At 51.8% G+C, this 16,658-nt stretch carries 17 protein-coding genes; 8 read left to right on the top strand and 9 right to left on the bottom strand.

Annotation, left to right across the window (positions count from 1 at the left end):
• Window positions 1-95 precede the first annotated feature (95 nt).
• From G506_RS21330 to G506_RS0102780, 3 genes are all read left to right on the top strand, one after another.
• Window positions 96-887, top strand: coding sequence for an MFS transporter (locus tag G506_RS21330; protein ID WP_084631103.1), 792 nt, complete (start codon window positions 96-98; stop codon window positions 885-887).
• 26 nt (window positions 888-913) lie between these two features.
• Window positions 914-1,123, top strand: a complete 210-nt coding sequence (locus tag G506_RS0102785) for a hypothetical protein (protein WP_028115550.1) — start codon at window positions 914-916, stop codon at window positions 1,121-1,123.
• A gap of 185 nt (window positions 1,124-1,308) precedes the next feature.
• A complete protein-coding gene (locus G506_RS0102780) occupies window positions 1,309-2,820 on the top strand; it encodes a fumarate hydratase (protein WP_028115549.1) in 1,512 nt (503 codons plus the stop codon).
• Between the two features lie 459 nt (window positions 2,821-3,279).
• Here G506_RS0102780 and minE read toward each other — a convergent pair whose 3' ends face one another.
• Genes minE through minC form a run of 3 tightly spaced genes read right to left on the bottom strand, consistent with a single transcriptional unit; the run spans window position 3,280 to window position 5,018 of the window.
• Entirely contained in the window at window positions 3,280-3,534 is a 255-nt protein-coding gene (minE, locus tag G506_RS0102770; RefSeq protein WP_028115548.1) for a cell division topological specificity factor MinE, read from the bottom strand.
• A gap of 2 nt (window positions 3,535-3,536) precedes the next feature.
• Complete coding sequence (gene minD, locus G506_RS0102765; RefSeq protein ID WP_028115547.1) at window positions 3,537-4,349, bottom strand: septum site-determining protein MinD; 813 nt, start codon at window positions 4,347-4,349, stop codon at window positions 3,537-3,539.
• A gap of 6 nt (window positions 4,350-4,355) precedes the next feature.
• Window positions 4,356-5,018 (bottom strand): septum site-determining protein MinC, encoded by a 663-nt coding sequence (gene minC, locus G506_RS0102760; RefSeq protein WP_028115546.1) that lies wholly within the window; start codon window positions 5,016-5,018, stop codon window positions 4,356-4,358.
• A gap of 220 nt (window positions 5,019-5,238) precedes the next feature.
• Between minC and G506_RS0102755 the strand changes: the two genes are divergently transcribed.
• The 3 genes from G506_RS0102755 to G506_RS0102745 all read left to right on the top strand — a co-directional run bounded on the left by G506_RS0102755 (window position 5,239) and on the right by G506_RS0102745 (window position 7,109).
• Entirely contained in the window at window positions 5,239-5,535 is a 297-nt protein-coding gene (locus G506_RS0102755) for a YcgL domain-containing protein (protein WP_028115545.1), read from the top strand.
• A gap of 13 nt (window positions 5,536-5,548) precedes the next feature.
• Window positions 5,549-6,514 (top strand): lytic murein transglycosylase, encoded by a 966-nt coding sequence (locus tag G506_RS0102750; RefSeq protein WP_028115544.1) that lies wholly within the window; start codon window positions 5,549-5,551, stop codon window positions 6,512-6,514.
• A gap of 133 nt (window positions 6,515-6,647) precedes the next feature.
• Window positions 6,648-7,109 carry a YcgN family cysteine cluster protein gene (locus tag G506_RS0102745; RefSeq protein ID WP_084631101.1) on the top strand — a complete coding sequence of 154 codons (462 nt, stop codon included), beginning with the start codon at window positions 6,648-6,650 and terminating at the stop codon, window positions 7,107-7,109.
• A 40-nt stretch (window positions 7,110-7,149) separates the two neighbouring features.
• Here the strand turns inward: G506_RS0102745 and dsbB are convergent, their stop codons facing one another.
• Both dsbB and nhaB read right to left on the bottom strand, forming a co-directional pair.
• On the bottom strand, window positions 7,150-7,704 hold the full coding sequence (gene dsbB / locus G506_RS0102740) for a disulfide bond formation protein DsbB (RefSeq protein ID WP_035386900.1): 555 nt from the start codon (window positions 7,702-7,704) through the stop codon (window positions 7,150-7,152).
• 128 nt (window positions 7,705-7,832) lie between these two features.
• Complete coding sequence (gene nhaB, locus G506_RS0102735; protein ID WP_028115541.1) at window positions 7,833-9,413, bottom strand: sodium/proton antiporter NhaB; 1,581 nt, start codon at window positions 9,411-9,413, stop codon at window positions 7,833-7,835.
• Window positions 9,414-9,718: 305 nt separating this feature from the next.
• Here nhaB and fadR point away from each other — a divergent pair, with 305 nt between their 5' ends.
• A complete protein-coding gene (gene fadR, locus G506_RS0102730; RefSeq protein WP_028115540.1) occupies window positions 9,719-10,435 on the top strand; it encodes a fatty acid metabolism transcriptional regulator FadR in 717 nt (238 codons plus the stop codon).
• Between the two features lie 18 nt (window positions 10,436-10,453).
• On the opposite strand, the gene G506_RS0102725 is transcribed toward fadR, so the two are convergent.
• The 4 genes from G506_RS0102725 to sodB all read right to left on the bottom strand — a co-directional run bounded on the left by G506_RS0102725 (window position 10,454) and on the right by sodB (window position 16,078).
• Window positions 10,454-11,959, bottom strand: a complete 1,506-nt coding sequence (locus tag G506_RS0102725; RefSeq protein WP_028115539.1) for a SpoVR family protein — start codon at window positions 11,957-11,959, stop codon at window positions 10,454-10,456.
• A 17-nt stretch (window positions 11,960-11,976) separates the two neighbouring features.
• Window positions 11,977-13,248: a YeaH/YhbH family protein gene (locus G506_RS0102720; RefSeq protein WP_028115538.1), complete on the bottom strand. Its 1,272-nt coding sequence runs from the start codon at window positions 13,246-13,248 to the stop codon at window positions 11,977-11,979.
• Window positions 13,249-13,274: 26 nt separating this feature from the next.
• Entirely contained in the window at window positions 13,275-15,209 is a 1,935-nt protein-coding gene (locus G506_RS0102715; RefSeq protein WP_028115537.1) for a PrkA family serine protein kinase, read from the bottom strand.
• Window positions 15,210-15,496: 287 nt separating this feature from the next.
• Window positions 15,497-16,078, bottom strand: coding sequence for a superoxide dismutase [Fe] (gene sodB / locus G506_RS0102710; RefSeq protein ID WP_028115536.1), 582 nt, complete (start codon window positions 16,076-16,078; stop codon window positions 15,497-15,499).
• Window positions 16,079-16,276: 198 nt separating this feature from the next.
• Between sodB and grxD the strand changes: the two genes are divergently transcribed.
• On the top strand, window positions 16,277-16,609 hold the full coding sequence (grxD, locus tag G506_RS0102705) for a Grx4 family monothiol glutaredoxin (protein WP_028115535.1): 333 nt from the start codon (window positions 16,277-16,279) through the stop codon (window positions 16,607-16,609).
• The last annotated feature ends 49 nt before the right edge of the window (window positions 16,610-16,658 follow it).

The raw sequence follows: 16,658 nt of genomic DNA, 5'->3' as shown, positions 1-16,658 counted from the left end.
CTCAGGCTTAGGTTGGGGCATTGGCTACCTTGGCGGTTTGGCCAGCTTGATGTTGGTGCTGTTTGTGGTGATAACCAGTAGCCCCAACCAATTTGATGCCTACGTTCATGATAACCAGCTGGCGATGGTGGTGGTGGCGGGGTTTTTTTATTGTCGCGTCGTTGCCAACCATGGTGTGGCTAAAAGAGCCCAAACCGTGGCAAGGCCAGGTGGCGACCTCGATACTAAAGCGTACCTGGCGGCAATTTGCCGCAACCACCACGTTGGTAAAACAGTTACCGGTGCTGTGGCGGTTTTTGTTGATCTTCACCGTATACAGCGCCGGTATGGCGACGGTGATTAAATTCTTTGGGATCTACGTTGAGGGGGAGTTAAGCCTTAGCGACAGAGAAAAAACCACGGTGTTTTTGGCGTTGCAACTGTCGGCGCTTGTTGGTGCCATCGGTTTTGGTTTGCTGGAACGGCTGGTGGGTTCCAAGCGGTTGGTGATTTATACGCTGTGTTGGTGGCTACTGGGACTTATCGCGATTCATCAACTGCAGGCGCTATCGATGTGGTTATCGGTCGAGTTAAATCGGCTATTTGTGATCTGTACGGTGATCGCCGGTGCCGGGTTGGGGGCGACTCAAAGCGCCAGTCGCACCTTGGTGGCACTGTTGGCCCCGAATGCGCATTCGGCGCAAATCTTCGGCTATTGGGGCTTGTTCTCTCGATTGGCCGCGGTGCTTGGCACAGGGGCGTTCGCGCTGGTGGCTGATCTATTGTCACTGCGACAAGGGCTGTTGGTGATAATGGCGTTTTTTGCGGTTGGGGCACTGTCGATGGTGATGCTGCCAGTGGCACAAGGACGGACTCAAGCATCGGCGTTCCCAGCTAAAATTAGCTAACCACAGTCAAATAGAGGGAAGGGCGTATGCTATTGCGTGAACAGCAAAGCGGTGACTTGGTCGAGGCAATCGGAGAACAGGATCTGATCAATCCATTTGTCGAACGGATAGAGGTGCAACTGAGCCCAGGCTCGCCAACGGCCAAGTTGCAGTGGTGCGACAAGGCCAATTTGACCTTTCCATCCGGCGAACCGTTACCCCAGTGTTGGCAAAATGGTCATCTGCTTGGCGACTAGGGGGTGTTGATCTTTGGCGTTTAGTGCCAACGATTGGATAGTCCAATCACCGTTATCGGCGTGATCTGGGTCGCAACAACTGGAGCCCCTGCCGAGGTTAGAGGTATGATATCTCCGAAATTTATTACATCGTCGGAACCCACCGGCGAACAGCCCTGCGGGCGGGATGCCCATCGGAGACAGATATGGCCGTTATTCGTAAGCAAGACTTTATCAGCTCGGTCGCTGATGCATTGCAGTACATTTCCTACTACCACCCTAAAGATTTTATCGATGCCTTGGCAAAAGCGCATGAGCGCGAACAAAACCCCGCGGCCAAAGATGCCATTGCGCAGATCTTAATCAATTCGCGGATGAGCGCCGAAGGGCGCCGGCCACTATGCCAAGATACCGGTATCGTCACCTGCTTCGTTAAAATTGGTATGCAGGTGCAGTGGGACAGTGATATGACGGTACAGCAGATGGTGGATGAAGGTGTTCGTCAAGCGTACTTGAATCCCGATAACCCATTGCGTGCCTCGATTGTGGCTGATCCGGCCGGAGCCCGAAAAAACACCCGTGATAACACTCCTTCGGTGGTTCACATCGAGATGGTTGCCGGCGGCGAAGTCGAGGTGATGTTGGCGGCCAAAGGCGGTGGCTCGGAAAATAAGTCGAAAATGGCGATGCTCAACCCTTCCGACAACATCGCTGATTGGGTAATTAAGACTTTGCCTACCATGGGCGCTGGGTGGTGTCCTCCGGGGATGCTCGGCATTGGCATTGGCGGCACCGCCGAAAAAGCTGCGGTACTCGCCAAAGAGTCGCTGATGGGGCATGTGGATATTCATGAACTGCAAGCGCGTGGTCCGCAAAATGCGGAGGAAGAACTGCGCTTAGAGATCTTCGAGCGCGCCAATCAGTTAGGAATTGGTGCGCAGGGATTGGGCGGCTTAACGACCGTTCTGGATGTCAAAATCAACTCGGCACCGACTCATGCGGCGTCCAAGCCGGTGGTGATGATCCCCAACTGTGCGGCGACTCGCCACGTGCATTTCCATCTCGATGGCAGCGGCCCGGCGCAGTTGCCGGTACCGGATCTTAACGATTGGCCACAGGTGACCCAAGAGATTGGCGATAACGTTAAGCGAGTAAACCTCGATAGCCTAACCCGTGAACAGCAACAGAGTTGGCAGGCCGGCGATGTGCTGTTGCTTAGCGGCAAGATCCTAACCGGTCGCGATGCTGCCCATAAGCGGTTAAAAGAGATGCTGGATAGCGGCCAAGGGATGCCAGAGGGCGTCGATTTTAGCGGTAAGTTTATCTACTACGTTGGTCCGGTGGATGCCGTTGGTGACGAAGTTGTTGGCCCAGCAGGGCCGACGACGGCGACTCGAATGGACAAATTCACCGAGCAGATGCTGGCTGAAACCGGTTTGATGGGGATGATCGGTAAGGCTGAGCGCGGCCCGGCAACGGTGCAAAGCATCGCCAAGCACCGCAGTGCCTACTTGATGGCAGTGGGCGGCGCGGCCTATTTGGTGGCGAAGGCGATCAAGGCGGCGCGGGTAGTGGCATTTGCAGATTTAGGTATGGAAGCCATCTACGAATTTGAAGTCAAAGATATGCCAGTAACGGTCGCGGTTGATGCCGATGGCAATAACGTACATGAGAGCGGACCGGCGTTTTGGCGTGGTGAGATTGCCAAGATGGCGTAAATGATAAGCAGGTTCTAACGAAAGCAAAACGGCAACCGTGGATCTGATAGCGGTTGCCGTTTTTAGTTGGAGTCGAGCAATACTGCGGTTTAAGCGCCGCAGGTAAGAAATTCAACGTACATGCAATGATGGAATACCCAAGCGGTAGCGACTGAGGTAATAACGGTAAGGCAAAATACGATAGCGGGTTTTAAATCACGGGTGGATAATAATAAAAAGGTCGCAACGCCAGTAACTAACGCCAAAATAGCGCTGAAAGTAATGATCGCAGTTTGCACCTTTTTAACCCCGTGGATATAAAACGTAAGTGTGCGTCATTAAAAAAGAAACGGGTTTGTCATGCTAGCTAACAAACCCGTTTCTGGGCGGTTTCTACCAAATTTAATTAAGATCCACGACAATTATTACCCTGGTGAATTGGCGGTCGTGATCTTACGCATCGACTGGTTATCGATTGCGCTATTTTGACAGCGTGGCGTTCAGTTCTAACACAGTTAGAGCGCCTTCGCGGCGTTCAATCTGACACTGCAAATCCTCTGGCGCAATGTCGACATACTTGCTGATCACTTCCAAAATCTCGCGCCGCAATGCCGGCAGATAGTCCGGCTGATCCCGCTGCGAACGCTCATGGGCGACGATGATCTGCAATCGCTCTTTGGCGGTCTGTGCACTGGTTGCTTGCTTGTCGCGTTTAAAGTAATCCAGTAAAGCCATGTTTAGTTCCCTCCAAACAGTTTCTTCAGCCAGCCTTTTTTCTCTACATCCAAAAAGCGCAGTGGTTTATCTTCGCCCAGCAGTCGCGATACCGCATCCTGATAGGCTTGGCCAGCGTGGCTGGTCTCATCCATGATCACCGGCAGACCTTTGTTGGAGGCGTTTAACACCGAGCCACATTCTGGGATCAACCCCAGCACTGGGATCGCCAGGATCTCTTCAACATCCGCCAGGCTAAGCATCTCTTGGGAGGCCACTCGTTCTGGATTGTAACGGGTCAGTAGCAAGTGTTCTTTGACTGGCTCAAGCCCCAGTTCGGCACGGCGAGAGCGGCTTTGCAGCATGCCAATGATACGGTCACTGTCGCGTACTGAAGACACTTCAGGGTTGGTGGTGACGATCGCTTCATCGGCAAAATAGAGCGCCATCATCGCCCCGTGTTCGATGCCAGCAGGGCTGTCACAGATGATAAAGTCAAACTGCTGTTTTAGCTGTTCAAGTACCTGTTCGACACCGGATTGAGACAGGGCGTCTTTGTCGCGGGTTTGGGAAGCGGGAAGGACATACAAGTTGTCGTTGCGCTTATCCTTGATCAGTGCCTGATTTAAAGTGGCTTCGCCGCGGATAACGTTGACGAAGTCATACACCACGCGGCGTTCGCAGCCCAAGATCAGATCAAGATTACGCAAGCCGATATCGAAGTCGATAACCACGGTGCGGTGCCCACGCAGTGCAAGGCCCATAGAGATAGAAGCGGAGGTGGTGGTTTTGCCAACCCCACCTTTACCGGAGGTGACAACAATGATCTTAGACATAGTGAGTTACTGCCGTAGTTGAATCGGTTGGTGGATCAGCGCTTGATCTTGGAGTGAAGTCATCAGCGCTTGTCCCCATTGGCTGGGTGCAAACTGTTCACTGAGCTGATAATGACCAGCAATAGAGAGCAGTTCAGCTTGTTGGTTGTGACAGAAGATCCGCGCTTGTTCTAGGCCATTGGCACCAGCAAAGGCACGGCCTCGCAAGGTGCCGTATACGTGAATACTGCCGTCGGCGACGATCTCAGCGCCGGTACTAACAGCGCCAAGTACAATCAGATCACCACCTTCGGCATAGATCTGTTGCCCAGAGCGCACCGGCAGGCTAATGACCTTGGGCGGAACCAGTGGTGTTTGAGTTTGATCGCGGCTGCGTTTGAACAGCGGCAAGCCGAGATCCCGCGCTTGCTGTTGCTGCTGTTGTTGTTGGCTCTCTATCGCCATTGGTGCTAAACCCGCTTGACGGGTCATGCTGATGACATCGCACAGGGGTATTTGTTGACTAAGGCGGTTAAGATCCAGCACCACTGGCATTTGCGCGAACAACTTCGGGGCTTTGCGAATATGATCCGCCAATTGTTGTTGCAGTGATTGCAGGTCGGCACCGCACAAGGTCAGCACCGATAGGGTAAAACCACCGCCCTTAAATTGGATTGCATTGGCATCCATCTGCTTTCAAAACCTCTGATAGCAATCAAGTACGCGAACGTGGTGGACGTGCAAGCGTAGGGTAATCAAGGGGACAAATTGGTCGTGCGGCAAAAGCGCTGCGAGCAGCGGCAACAACTAAGCTAAGTTGCTCAATAGCGGCGACAAAATTGCGATATCGCATGGTATAGTGGGGTTATCTTATTTCGCAAGGCCGAAGCAGCGTAAAATCGGTAAAATGATGATTTGTGCAGTATATAAAAGCAGCAAGAAGGCTGATACCTACCTTTACGTCAATAAACGTGATGATTTTTCTGATGTTCCAGAGCAATTGATGGCGCTGTTTGGGGTGCCAAAGTTTGTTATGGTGTTACCCATCGAAAAGCTGATGCAACTTGGTCAAGCTGACATAAACAAAGTGCGTAACGAATTGGCAGAAAAGGGGTTCTTTTTACAGTTGCCACCGCCAAAAGAGGATATGCTCAAACAACATCGGCGCCAATTGGGGCTGGATGATTTGCCCCGCAGAGACAACTAAAGTTGAGGACATGATGATCACAAGGATGCTGTTGGCCAGCAGTTTGCTGGCGACTAGTGTGGTTGCGGCAGAGCAGCCAAGCTTTGAAAGCTACGTGGCGCAGTTGAAGGTTGAGGCCAAGCAAAATGGCATCTCTGATGCCACCATCAACTCGGCGTTTGACGGCATCAAACTGTTTAAACGTGCCATCGCTGCCGATCGCAGTCAGCCTGAACACAAAAAGACCCTAGACACTTACTTGCCGCAAGCGGTGCCGCAATGGAAAGTAGAAAAGGCGATCAAGCTTTACAACGAGCATTTGCCGCTGCTCACTGAGATTGGCGAAAAATATGGGGTGCAACCACGGTTTATCGTAGCGTTGTGGGGCATTGAGACTAACTTTGGCAGCTATACCGGTAACTATTCAGTGGTTGGTGCAACTACCTCGTTAGCTTACGAAGGACGCCGTGAAGCCTTTTTCAAAAAGCAACTGTTCGCGGCATTGGAGATCATCGAAGCCGGTCATATCAGTGCCGATAAGATGAAAGGCTCTTGGGCCGGGGCGATGGGGCAGACTCAGTTTATGCCAACCTCGTTTTTAAGCTATGCCGAAGATTACGATGGCGATGGTCGCAAAGATATCTGGGGGACCTTGCCTGACGTGTTTGCTTCAGCGGCGAACTACCTGCAAAACGTCGGTTGGGATCCCGATAAAACTTGGGCTCGGCAAGTTTCGGTTACCAGTGAGATCGCCGAAGAGGTTAAAGGGCTCAAGGTTAAAAAGAGTCTGGCAGAGTGGCAACAACTGGGCGTTCGAAAGTGGGATGGTGGCGATCTGCCCAATGCCGACATTGAAGCGTCACTGGTGTACCCAGACGATGAATCTGGCCGTATCTACTTAGCTTATTCTAATTACGATGCGTTGATGCGTTGGAACCGCTCCAACTACTTTGCGGTGGCGGTTGGTTACCTGTCTGATCGGATTAAACTGGGACGATAGCAAACGCTACCTCTTAAGCAGAAACAACGCCGAGCTTGCTCGGCGTTTTTTGTGTTGAGGCGACGACAGGGCTGGAGTCGTCGCGGCTTTTCGCTATAATCTTCGCCCTCGTAAATTGCAGTAGAGTATCGCTATGTCTGAATCGACCCCGTTTTGGCACAAACCCTTGTCAGAGATGACCGAAGAGCAGTGGGAATCGCTGTGCGACGGCTGCGGCAAGTGCTGCCTAAACAAGTTGATCGACGATGATACCGACGAAGTGTACTTCACCAACGTCGCTTGCCAGTTGCTGAACCACAAAACCTGTCGCTGTAATAAGTATCCACAGCGATTTAAGTATGTGCCTGAGTGTCTGAAAGTGTCGGTCGAGAACCTTGAGGAGTTGTACTGGTTCCCGCCAAGCTGCGCCTATCGTCGTCTGCATGAAGGCCGTGGCTTGCCAAGCTGGCATCCGCTGTTGACCGGCAGTCAATCGGCGATGCACGCCAGCGGCATGTCAATTCGCAACAAAGTCTTGGATGAGCGTGATGTTGGTACCGACAGTCAAGTGTTGATGGGCTGTATCGCCAGTTGGCCAGCCAAAGATCTTGATTAACGTGATAGAAACCGGCCAGTTGGCCGGTTTTTGTTTGGCATTAACGGGGAGCGAGGTTTGCGGCAGGTTGGCGAAACGGCTGGCTTAGCAATACCAGCAACGCAATCACCAAGTAGACGATAAAAGTAATCGCCATCCACTGCGCCATAGTTAATCCCAGTAACAGCCAGCTGTCTTCGCCACATTGGGCATTGGGCAGAAAAAATTGCGGTAACCACTGATGCAAAGGTGCCCAATCGGGGAAGTTGGGGATGTAATCGCAGGTCGGGCCAAACAGGCCAAAATCAGCAGTGCCGGCTTGTTTTTCGATAAGGGCAAGCGACTCTCGTAAGCCAAAGCCTGAACTGATCAACCATCCTACAAGACCAATTAGTCTAGCCCCAAGATAGTGCGGCATCATCAAGGCGATGGCGCTGGAGACTAACACCCCTAACACCGCGACGCGAATGTAGACACACAGTAAACAAGGTTCAAGTTGCTGGTAGTGTTGAAACCACAAAGCGGTGACAAACAGCGAAAGCGCAGAAAGCAGTAGCAATCCCCAACTGACGCGGCTTTTGCTGAACTGTCTTAGTTTTTGTAGCGGCAGTTTCATAATTACCAAATGTAAACAATATGTATCTGTTGTGACCGCAACTTTATCATTTGGTTCGTAAGTTTAGGTAATAAAAAAGGCGCCAATAGGCGCCTTTTTGTGTGCAACTTTGAGTTTGCCGACAGAGATTAGTGGCCGCTAGAGATAGCGCCTGGGATCTCAGTAGCCATCTTCAGGATGCCAGAGTCGTACATCGCCTGAGTAGCAAAGTCTAGGAAGCCAGTCTGGATTGCCAGCAGACCAACCAGGGTCAGAACGATGGTGTAAGGCAGAGCCAGAATTACCATGCGACCGTAAGACAGGCGGATCAGCGGTGCCAGAGCGGAGGTCAACAAGAACAGGAATGCAGCCTGACCGTTCGGGGTAGCAACGGATGGCAGGTTAGTACCGGTGTTGATTGCAACTGCCAGCTTTTCAAACTGTTCCAGAGTGATGCGACCGTCCAGCAGGGCGGCTTTCACTTCGTTGATGTATACGGTACCAACGAATACGTTGTCGGAAACCATCGACAGCAAGCCGTTAGCCAAGTAGAACATCACCGCCTGAGTTTTACCTTCGAAGGTCAATACCCAAGTGATCACCGGGGTGAACAGGCCTTGATCGATGATCACGCCCACAACCGCGAAGAATACTGCCAGCAAAGCAGTAAACGGCAGCGCTTCTTCAAACGCTTTACCCAGAGAGTGCTCATCGGTGATGCCGTTAAAGGCAGTACACAGAATGATCACCGACAGACCGATTAGACCCACCGCTGCCAAGTGCATCGCTAGACCCAGAACCAGCCACACGCCAACGATCGCTTGCACGATCAACTGCATGTTCTCTTTGTTGGTGCGTTTGGCGTCTTCATATTCTGCGAATTGAACCAGGATCTGACGAACAGAATCTGGCAGTTGCGCACCGTAGGTGAACACTTTGAAACGTTCAACCAGCACACAAGTTAGTAGACCGGCAGCCAGAACTGGCATAGAAACTGGCGCCATACGCAGGAAGAACTCACCAAAGCCCCAGTTCGCTTGTGCCGCGATGATCAGGTTTTGTGGTTCACCTACCATGGTACATACGCCACCCAGTGCAGTACCAACACCGGCGTGCATCATCAGGTTACGCAGGAAGGCACGGAAGTCTTCCAGATCTTCTTTGCTGGTCTGGATGCTTTCGTCATTACCGTGATCGTGGTTCTGGCTAAAGTCTTTGCCAGAGGCCACTTTGTGGTAGATGGAGTAGAAGCCTACTGCCACGCTGATAACTACCGCGATTACAGTCAGTGCGTCTAGGAACGCAGACAGGAACGCCGCAGACGCACAGAACGCTAGAGATAGCAGAGTTTTAGAGTGGATCTTGGTGATCAGCTTGGTAAATACGAACAGCAGCAGCTGCTTCATAAAGTAAATACCGGCCACCATGAAGACCAACAGCAGGATTACTTCCAGGTTGGCTTGGATCTCATGCAGTACCATTTTCGGCGAGGTCATGCCGATGGCAACCGCTTCGATTGCCAGCAAACCGCCAGGCTGCAGCGGGTAGCACTTCAGTGCCATTGCCAAGGTGAAAATAAATTCAATCACCAGTGCCCAACCCGCGATAAACGGATCGATGTAGAACAGCACTGGGTTGATCAGCAAGAAGCACAAAATTGCAGCTTTATACCAACCTGGGGCATTGCCCAAAAAGTTATGTATAAAAGCTTGGCGCATAGTTAAGGCCATAACTTCCTCAAGAGTGAAACTAAACGTTCGAAATTTTAGGGTGCAGAGGTTACCCCAATGGCTAGGAGAATATAACTGGTTACTGGGTGATTCGTGACCAAAGCGGTCATGAGGTGCTTCACAAATCCAGTTAAAAAACCATTTTTCTGGTTCGCTGTAGCAAAAAGGAACATTAGTTCAGATATATCTGTCTATCGAAAGGTCAGCGCGGCGGATTGCTTACTATTGGACTTTGGTCTGTTATCATCACCAGTGACAATAACGATAAAAATCGTAGACGATAACAATTACATAGGCTGTATAACATGATCATCAATGCCCAAAGCCCAGCCAGCTTTGCCGAGGAATACATCGTTAAATCGATATGGAACAACAAGTTCCCACCCGGCACAATCTTGCCTGCTGAGCGTGAACTGTCCGAGTTGATTGGGGTTACTCGCACCACGCTAAGGGAAGTATTGCAGCGCTTAGCTCGGGACGGATGGCTGACCATTCAACATGGTAAACCGACTCGGGTGAATAATTTTTGGGAAACCTCTGGGCTGAACATCTTGGAAACCATCGCCAAGCTGGACCAGGACGGCGTGCCTGATCTGATGGATCAGTTGCTTTCGGCGCGAACCAATATCAGCTCGATTTATATCCGTTCGGCGGTGCGAAATAGCCCTGAAAAAGTGACCCAGTTGTTTGCCGAAGTCGATCAGTTGGCCGCCACTGGTGAAGCCTTTGCTGATTTCGACTACCGCTTGAACCATTCGCTGGCGTTTATTTCCGGTAACCCGATCTACACCTTGATTCTTAATGGCTTTCGCAAACTGTATAGCAGCGCCGGTAGCTATTACTTCAGCAATGAAGAAGCCCGTCAGTTAGCATTAACCTATTATCGCCAATTAGCGCAGTTGGCGCAGCAGGGCGACCACAACGCGGTACTGCCGCTGATCCGTAAATACGGTAAAGAGTCTGGGCAGATCTGGGCATCGATGCGCGATGATCTGCCGACCGACATCATCGAACTGGTGTAACCACCAGCCGGTAGGGTACTAGCTTTCCGTATTGGGGCAGCGAGCTAACACCTCGACTGCCCCATTTTCTTGAACCTGCTCCAACACCACTTCAAAGCCCCACAGTCGATGCAGATGGCGTACCACCTCGGCAAAGCCGGTTGCCAATGGGGTGCGGTTCTGTGGGGTATAGCGTAAAGTCATGCTACGATCGCCGCGCACTTTGACATCAAACACCTGAATGTCCGGTTCCAGGTTACTCAAGTTGTATTGTCGAGCGAGTGATGCGCGGACATCACGATAGCCTATCTCGTTATGAATGGCGCCGACTTCCAGATAGTTCTTGTGGTCATCATCGTGGATCTGGAACAAGCGGAACTGGCGAATAAGCTTGGGCGACAGGTACTGGGCAATAAAGCTTTCGTCCTTAAAGTTCGCCATCGCAAAGTGCACGGCATCAAGCCAGTTGCTACCCGCAAGCTCTGGGAACCACTCTCGGTCTTCGTCGTCCGGCTGTTCGCAGATGCGGCGTATGTCCTGAAACATCGCAAACCCCAGTGCATAAGGGTTGATCCCTGAATAATGAGGGCTGTTATAGGCAGGCTGCGCCACCACATTGGTGTGGTTGTGGAGAAACTCCAGCATAAAGCGATCGGTCAGTTTCCCCTCGTCATAAAGGTGGTTAAGGATGGTGTAGTGCCAGAAGGTCGCCCAGCCTTCGTTCATCACTTGGGTCTGTTTTTGCGGATAGAAGTATTGCGAGATCTTGCGGACAATCCGTACTAACTCTCGCTGCCAAGACTCCAGCAGCGGTGCATTTTTTTCAACGAAGTAGAGAATGTTCTCTTGGGGCTCTTCGGGGAAGCGAACTTCGCTTTGCTGCTCCTGTTTGTCGTTGTTAAGCGGCAGCGTTCGCCACAGATCGTTGACTTGGCTTTGTAGGTATTCCTCGCGCTCTTTTTGCCGTTGTTTCTCTTCGCGCAGTGAGATCTCCGATGGCCGCTTGTAGCGATCGACACCCAGGTTCATCAACGCATGGCAGGAGTCGAGAATATCTTCGACCGCATCAATGCCGTGTTGGCGCTCGCATTCAGCGATGTAGTTTTTAGCAAACACCAAGTAATCGATAATGGAATCGGCGTCGGTCCACGTTTGGAAGAGATAGTTGCCCTTAAAAAAGCTGTTGTGGCCATAACAGGCATGCGCCATCACCAAGGCTTGCATGGTGATGGTGTTCTCCTCCATCAGATAGGCGATACACGGATTGGAGTTGATGACGATTTCGTACGCCAGTCCCATTTGGCCGCGCTTGTAGTGTTGCTCGGTTTCGATAAACTTTTTGCCAAATGACCAGTGGGCGTAGCCAATTGGCATGCCGACACTGGCATAGGCGTCCATCATCTGCTCGGCGGTAATCACCTCAATCTGGTTGGGGTAGGTGTCCAACCGGTAATGTTCCGCCACGTGGGCGATGTGGTGTTGGTACTCTTCAAGCAGTTCGAATGTCCAATCTGGGCCGTCCGGCAGGGGCTTGCGGGTCGTCATGGCAACTCCTTTGTCGCTTAGGCGGCTTGCTGCTTACGGAACAGTTCGCGGAATACCGGATAGATATCTTCAATGCCGCGGATATGCTGCAGGGCAAAGTGGGGGGCGGTTGCCGCCAAACTGTCGTATTCACGCCATAAGGTCTGGTGAGCGCGATTGGTGATCTCGATGTAGGTGTAATAGCGACACACCGGCAAGATCTGTTTTTCCATTATTTGTCGGCACTGCGGTGAATCATCAGCCCAGTTATCGCCATCGGACGCTTGGGCGGCATAGATGTTCCACTCGTTTTCTGGATAGCGCTCTTGCTGGATCTGGTGCATCAGTTTCAGCGCGCTAGAAACGATGGTGCCGCCGGTCTCTTGGCTGTAGAAAAACTCGTGCTCATCGACCTCTTTCGCTTGGGTATGGTGGCGAATAAACACCACATCCAACGACTTGTAGGTTCGTGTTAAAAACAGATAAAGCAGGATGTAAAAGCGTTTGGCCATATCTTTGGTGGCCTGATCCATCGAGCCGGATACGTCCATCAGGCAGAACATCACCGCCCGTGAGGTCGGCACTGGTCGTTTAACAAAGGCGTTGTAGCGCAGATCGAAGGTATCGATAAAGGGCACGGCGGCGATCTTTCGCTGTAGCTGTTCGATCTCCGTTTGCAGTTGCGCAATGGTCTCAGCCGACGAACCAGGGGTTGCCAACAACTCACTCAATTGCTGTTCAAGTATCTTGAGTTTGCGCCGTTTTCCGCCGGTCATCGCTGTACGCCGGGCCAGTGATTGGCGCAGCGAGCGCACGATATGGATATTGGCGGGAACCCCGTCGGTGGTGACTCCGGCGCGAAAGGTCTTAAACTCGACCAGTTTATCTAAGGTGTTTTGCTGCAGGTTTGGCAGCGCCAGATCATCAAATAGGACGTCCAGGTATTCCTCTTTGGAGATGTCAAATACAAAGCTGTCTTGGCCTTCCCCGGAGTTTGACGCATCGCCGCTGCCACTGCCGCCTGCGCCACCCCCAGGTGGGCGTTCGATCCGGTCGCCGCTGCTGAACTGGTCATTGCCCGGATGAACCCGCTCGCGTTTGCCGCCACTGCCATGATGGAACACCGGCTCGTTGATGTTGCGGGCTGGGATCGAGATCTTCTCGCCACTGTCGATGTCGGTGACACTGCGTTTGGTGACGGAGTCGGACACCGCTTTTTTAATCTGCTGCTGATAACGCCGCAAGAACCGTTGTCGGTTAACGGTGCTTTTGCCTTTGGCGTTTAAGCGTCGGTCGATAAAGTGAGCCATTTTACCTCCTTACTGCCAAAGCGCGGTTAGCTGGATTTGCGTACGCGCAAATACCACTCTGACAGCAGTCGCACCTGTTTACGGGTGTAGCCTTTCTCCATCATTCGGTCGACGAAGTCGTCATGCTTCTTCTGATCATCGGCAGAGGTTTTGGTATTGAATGAGATCACTGGGAGCAGGTCTTCGGTATTGGAGAACATCTTTTTCTCAATGACTGCTCGGAGTTTCTCGTAACTGGTCCAATTGGGATTCTTGCCGTTGTGATTGGCACGGGCACGCAGTACAAAGTTGACGATCTCATTACGGAAGTCTTTGGGGTTACTGATCCCAGCGGGCTTCTCGATCTTTTCTAGCTCCGCATTGAGAGCGGCGCGGTCAAACAGTTGGCCGGTTTCTGGATCGCGATACTCTTGGTCTTGGATCCAAAAGTCGGCATAGGTAACGTAGCGATCGAAGATATTCTGGCCGTACTCAGAGTAGGACTCCAGATAAGCGGTTTGGATCTCTTTGCCGATAAATTCGACGTATTTGGGGATCAGGTAGCCTTTCAGGTGTTCCAGATAACGTTCTGCCACTTCATTGGGGAACTGCTCTCGTTCAATCTGCTTCTCCAGTACGTAGAACAGGTGAACTGGGTTAGCCGCCACTTCGGTGTGATCGAAGTTAAACACCCTTGATAGGATCTTAAAGGCAAAGCGGGTTGATAGGCCGTCCATCCCTTCATCGACGCCAGCGAAATCGCGATATTCTTGGTGCGATTTAGCTTTGGGATCAGTGTCTTTTAAGGTTTCGCCGTCGTAGACCCGCATCTTGGAATAAATGGATGAATTTTCAGGATCTTTCAGTCGCGACAGCACGCTAAATTGCGACAGCAATTCCAGGGTACCCGGTGCGCATTGCGCCTGCGCCAATTCAGAGTTATCCAGCAGTTTTTGATAGATGTGCTGCTCTTCCGACAGTCGCAAGCAGTACGGCACCTTAACGATGTAGACTCGGTCGAGGAACGCTTCGTTGTTTTTGTTGTTGCGGAAGGTTTGCCACTCCGATTCGTTTGAGTGTGCCAAAATGATGCCGCTGAAGGGTAGGGCGGACAGCCCTTCGGTACCGTTGTAGTTGCCCTCTTGGGTGGCGGTAAGCAAAGGATGCAGCACCTTGATTGGCGCTTTAAACATCTCGACAAATTCCATAATACCCTGATTGGCTTTACAGAGCGCGCCAGAGTACGCATAGGCGTCGGCGTCATCTTGGGCAAAGTGTTCGAGCTGTCGAATATCCACCTTGCCGACCAAGGAACTGATGTCCTGATTGTTCTCATCGCCCGGTTCCGTTTTGGCGACGGCAATTTGATCCAATACCGATGGATAAACTTTGGCTACGCGGAAACGGCTGATGTCGCCGCCAAATTCGTGCAGTCGTTTCGCAGCCCAGGGCGACATCACCGAGCGCAGGTACCGTTTAGGCACGCCATATTCATTGCTGAGAATCTCGCCGTCCTCTTCGACATCAAACAGGCAAAGTGGCGAGTCGTTCACTGGGCTGCGAACGCCGTCGGCGGTAAGCACGTAGATTGGTACCCTGGTGATCAGTTGCTTCAGCTTTTCTGCCAGCGATGATTTACCGCCGCCGACTGGGCCGAGCAGATACAGGATCTGTTTGGACTCTTCTAAGCCTTGGGCGGCATGTTTGAGGTAGGCGACAATTTGCTCGATAGCCTCTTCCATGCCATAAAATTCGGCGAAGGCAGGGTAGCGAGAAATCACTCGGTTGGAGAAGATCCGCGACAGCCTTGGGTCAGTGGCGGTGTCCACCATTTCTGGCTCGCCAATGGCCAACAGCAGCCTTTCGGCGCCGCTGGCATAAGCACTGCGGTCGTTGCGGCACAGTTCAAGGAAGTCTTGCAGGCTGTAGTCTTCGTCTCGAGTTTGCTCGTAACGATGTTGATAGTGGTCGAAGATACTCATGTGCTACCCCCAAAATCGATTGGATACCGGTCTTTGTTTCCTACGCATCAAGACCCTGTTTGGACTAAGCGTAGACCCAAAACCACTAACCTATTCAAGCAATAGCGAAAAATTCGACTGATTTGTTTTCCTCAAAAGAGTGGCTGAATTGTGGTCGATGGCCTAATAACTTCGACCGTTTATCGCCGCCAATGTTTCCAATTTTTGGATGGCGAAATAACTTAGCTGTTGCCAGAAATAAGAAAAGGAGCTCGATTGAGCTCCTTTGGGGCAATGTGTTGCGGTTTTTAGCCGGCGAAGTTCTGGTTTACGAATTCCCAGTTTACCAAGTTCCAGAACGCTTCCATGTAGTTTGGACGAGCGTTGCGGAAGTCGATGTAGTAGGCGTGCTCCCACAGATCGACAGTCAGCAGTGGCGTGTCGTCGCCGCTGATTGGGGTAGCGGCGTTGCTGGTGTTGACGATCGCCAGTGAACCGTCGGCTTTCTTCACCAGCCAGGTCCAGCTGGAGCCAAAGTTGTTGATGGCAGACTCGGTGAACTGCGCTTTGAACTGCTCAAAGGAACCGAATGCGGCGTCGATAGCAGCAGCGATTGCGCCAGTGGCAACACCGCCCGCATTAGGTGCCAAACAGTGCCAGTAGAAGGTGTGGTTCCAGATCTGCGCGGCATTGTTAAACACGCCACCTTCAGAGGTCTTAATGATCTCTTCCAGAGTCTTGCTCTCCAGATCGGTGCCCTCAATCAGACCGTTCAGCTTAACTACGTAGGTGTTGTGGTGTTTGCCATGGTGGAAGTCCAGCGTCTCGGCTGAGATGTGTGGTTCCAGTGCGTCCTTGGCGTATGGCAGAGCCGGTAGTTGAAAAGCCATGCTAATCTCCTGATCAGATTGTGGTTATATCGTTTTTGATGGCGGTTATAGTAACTAACCGCTGCGTGACACGCATCAACAAAGCGTTTCGGAAAAGTCGATTGGTTATATCGTCAATCCACCAACGACAACATTAGCTGCATCAACGCTTTTCCCGTAGAATGAGACACAATCCACGTTTGAGGAATGACGCCGGTCATGGAAACCATCGAAAAGATTAAAAGCCAAATTGAACAGAACGCCATCATTTTGTACATGAAGGGTTCGCCAAAACTGCCAAGCTGCGGTTTTTCCTCGCAGGCGGCGCAAGCACTGATGCAGTGTGGCCATCAATTTGCCTACGTTGATATTCTGCAAAATCCTGACATTCGCGCCGAGCTGCCGGCGTTTGCCAACTGGCCAACCTTCCCACAACTGTGGGTTGAGGGCGAGCTGATTGGCGGCTGCGACATCATTATGGAGATGTTCCAAAAAGGCGAACTGCAGCCACTGATCAAAGAGGCCGCAGAGCGCGCCGCTAGCAACGACTGATCGGTTTGTTGAGTAACAAAAACGGAGCTTCGGCTCCGTTTTTTTGTGG

This window comes from Ferrimonas senticii DSM 18821 (assembly GCF_000422665.1).
GTDB classification, from domain to species: Bacteria; Pseudomonadota; Gammaproteobacteria; order Enterobacterales; family Shewanellaceae; genus Ferrimonas; species Ferrimonas senticii.
Note: the sequence above shows the minus strand (reverse complement) of the source record. Positions and strands in the feature narration are given on the sequence as shown.

Coding starts and splice junctions, on each gene's coding strand:
- G506_RS21330 (WP_084631103.1), top strand. CDS start 96: ATGCCTACGTTCATGATAACCAGCTGGCGATGGTGGTGGTGGCGGGGT.
- G506_RS0102785 (WP_028115550.1), top strand. CDS start 914: ATGCTATTGCGTGAACAGCAAAGCGGTGACTTGGTCGAGGCAATCGGA.
- G506_RS0102780 (WP_028115549.1), top strand. CDS start 1,309: ATGGCCGTTATTCGTAAGCAAGACTTTATCAGCTCGGTCGCTGATGCA.
- minE (WP_028115548.1), bottom strand. CDS start 3,534: ATGGCTTTACTGGATTACTTTAAACGCGACAAGCAAGCAACCAGTGCA.
- minD (WP_028115547.1), bottom strand. CDS start 4,349: ATGTCTAAGATCATTGTTGTCACCTCCGGTAAAGGTGGGGTTGGCAAA.
- minC (WP_028115546.1), bottom strand. CDS start 5,018: ATGGATGCCAATGCAATCCAATTTAAGGGCGGTGGTTTTACCCTATCG.
- G506_RS0102755 (WP_028115545.1), top strand. CDS start 5,239: ATGATTTGTGCAGTATATAAAAGCAGCAAGAAGGCTGATACCTACCTT.
- G506_RS0102750 (WP_028115544.1), top strand. CDS start 5,549: ATGATCACAAGGATGCTGTTGGCCAGCAGTTTGCTGGCGACTAGTGTG.
- G506_RS0102745 (WP_084631101.1), top strand. CDS start 6,648: ATGTCTGAATCGACCCCGTTTTGGCACAAACCCTTGTCAGAGATGACC.
- dsbB (WP_035386900.1), bottom strand. CDS start 7,704: ATGAAACTGCCGCTACAAAAACTAAGACAGTTCAGCAAAAGCCGCGTC.
- nhaB (WP_028115541.1), bottom strand. CDS start 9,413: ATGGCCTTAACTATGCGCCAAGCTTTTATACATAACTTTTTGGGCAAT.
- fadR (WP_028115540.1), top strand. CDS start 9,719: ATGATCATCAATGCCCAAAGCCCAGCCAGCTTTGCCGAGGAATACATC.
- G506_RS0102725 (WP_028115539.1), bottom strand. CDS start 11,959: ATGACGACCCGCAAGCCCCTGCCGGACGGCCCAGATTGGACATTCGAA.
- G506_RS0102720 (WP_028115538.1), bottom strand. CDS start 13,248: ATGGCTCACTTTATCGACCGACGCTTAAACGCCAAAGGCAAAAGCACC.
- G506_RS0102715 (WP_028115537.1), bottom strand. CDS start 15,209: ATGAGTATCTTCGACCACTATCAACATCGTTACGAGCAAACTCGAGAC.
- sodB (WP_028115536.1), bottom strand. CDS start 16,078: ATGGCTTTTCAACTACCGGCTCTGCCATACGCCAAGGACGCACTGGAA.
- grxD (WP_028115535.1), top strand. CDS start 16,277: ATGGAAACCATCGAAAAGATTAAAAGCCAAATTGAACAGAACGCCATC.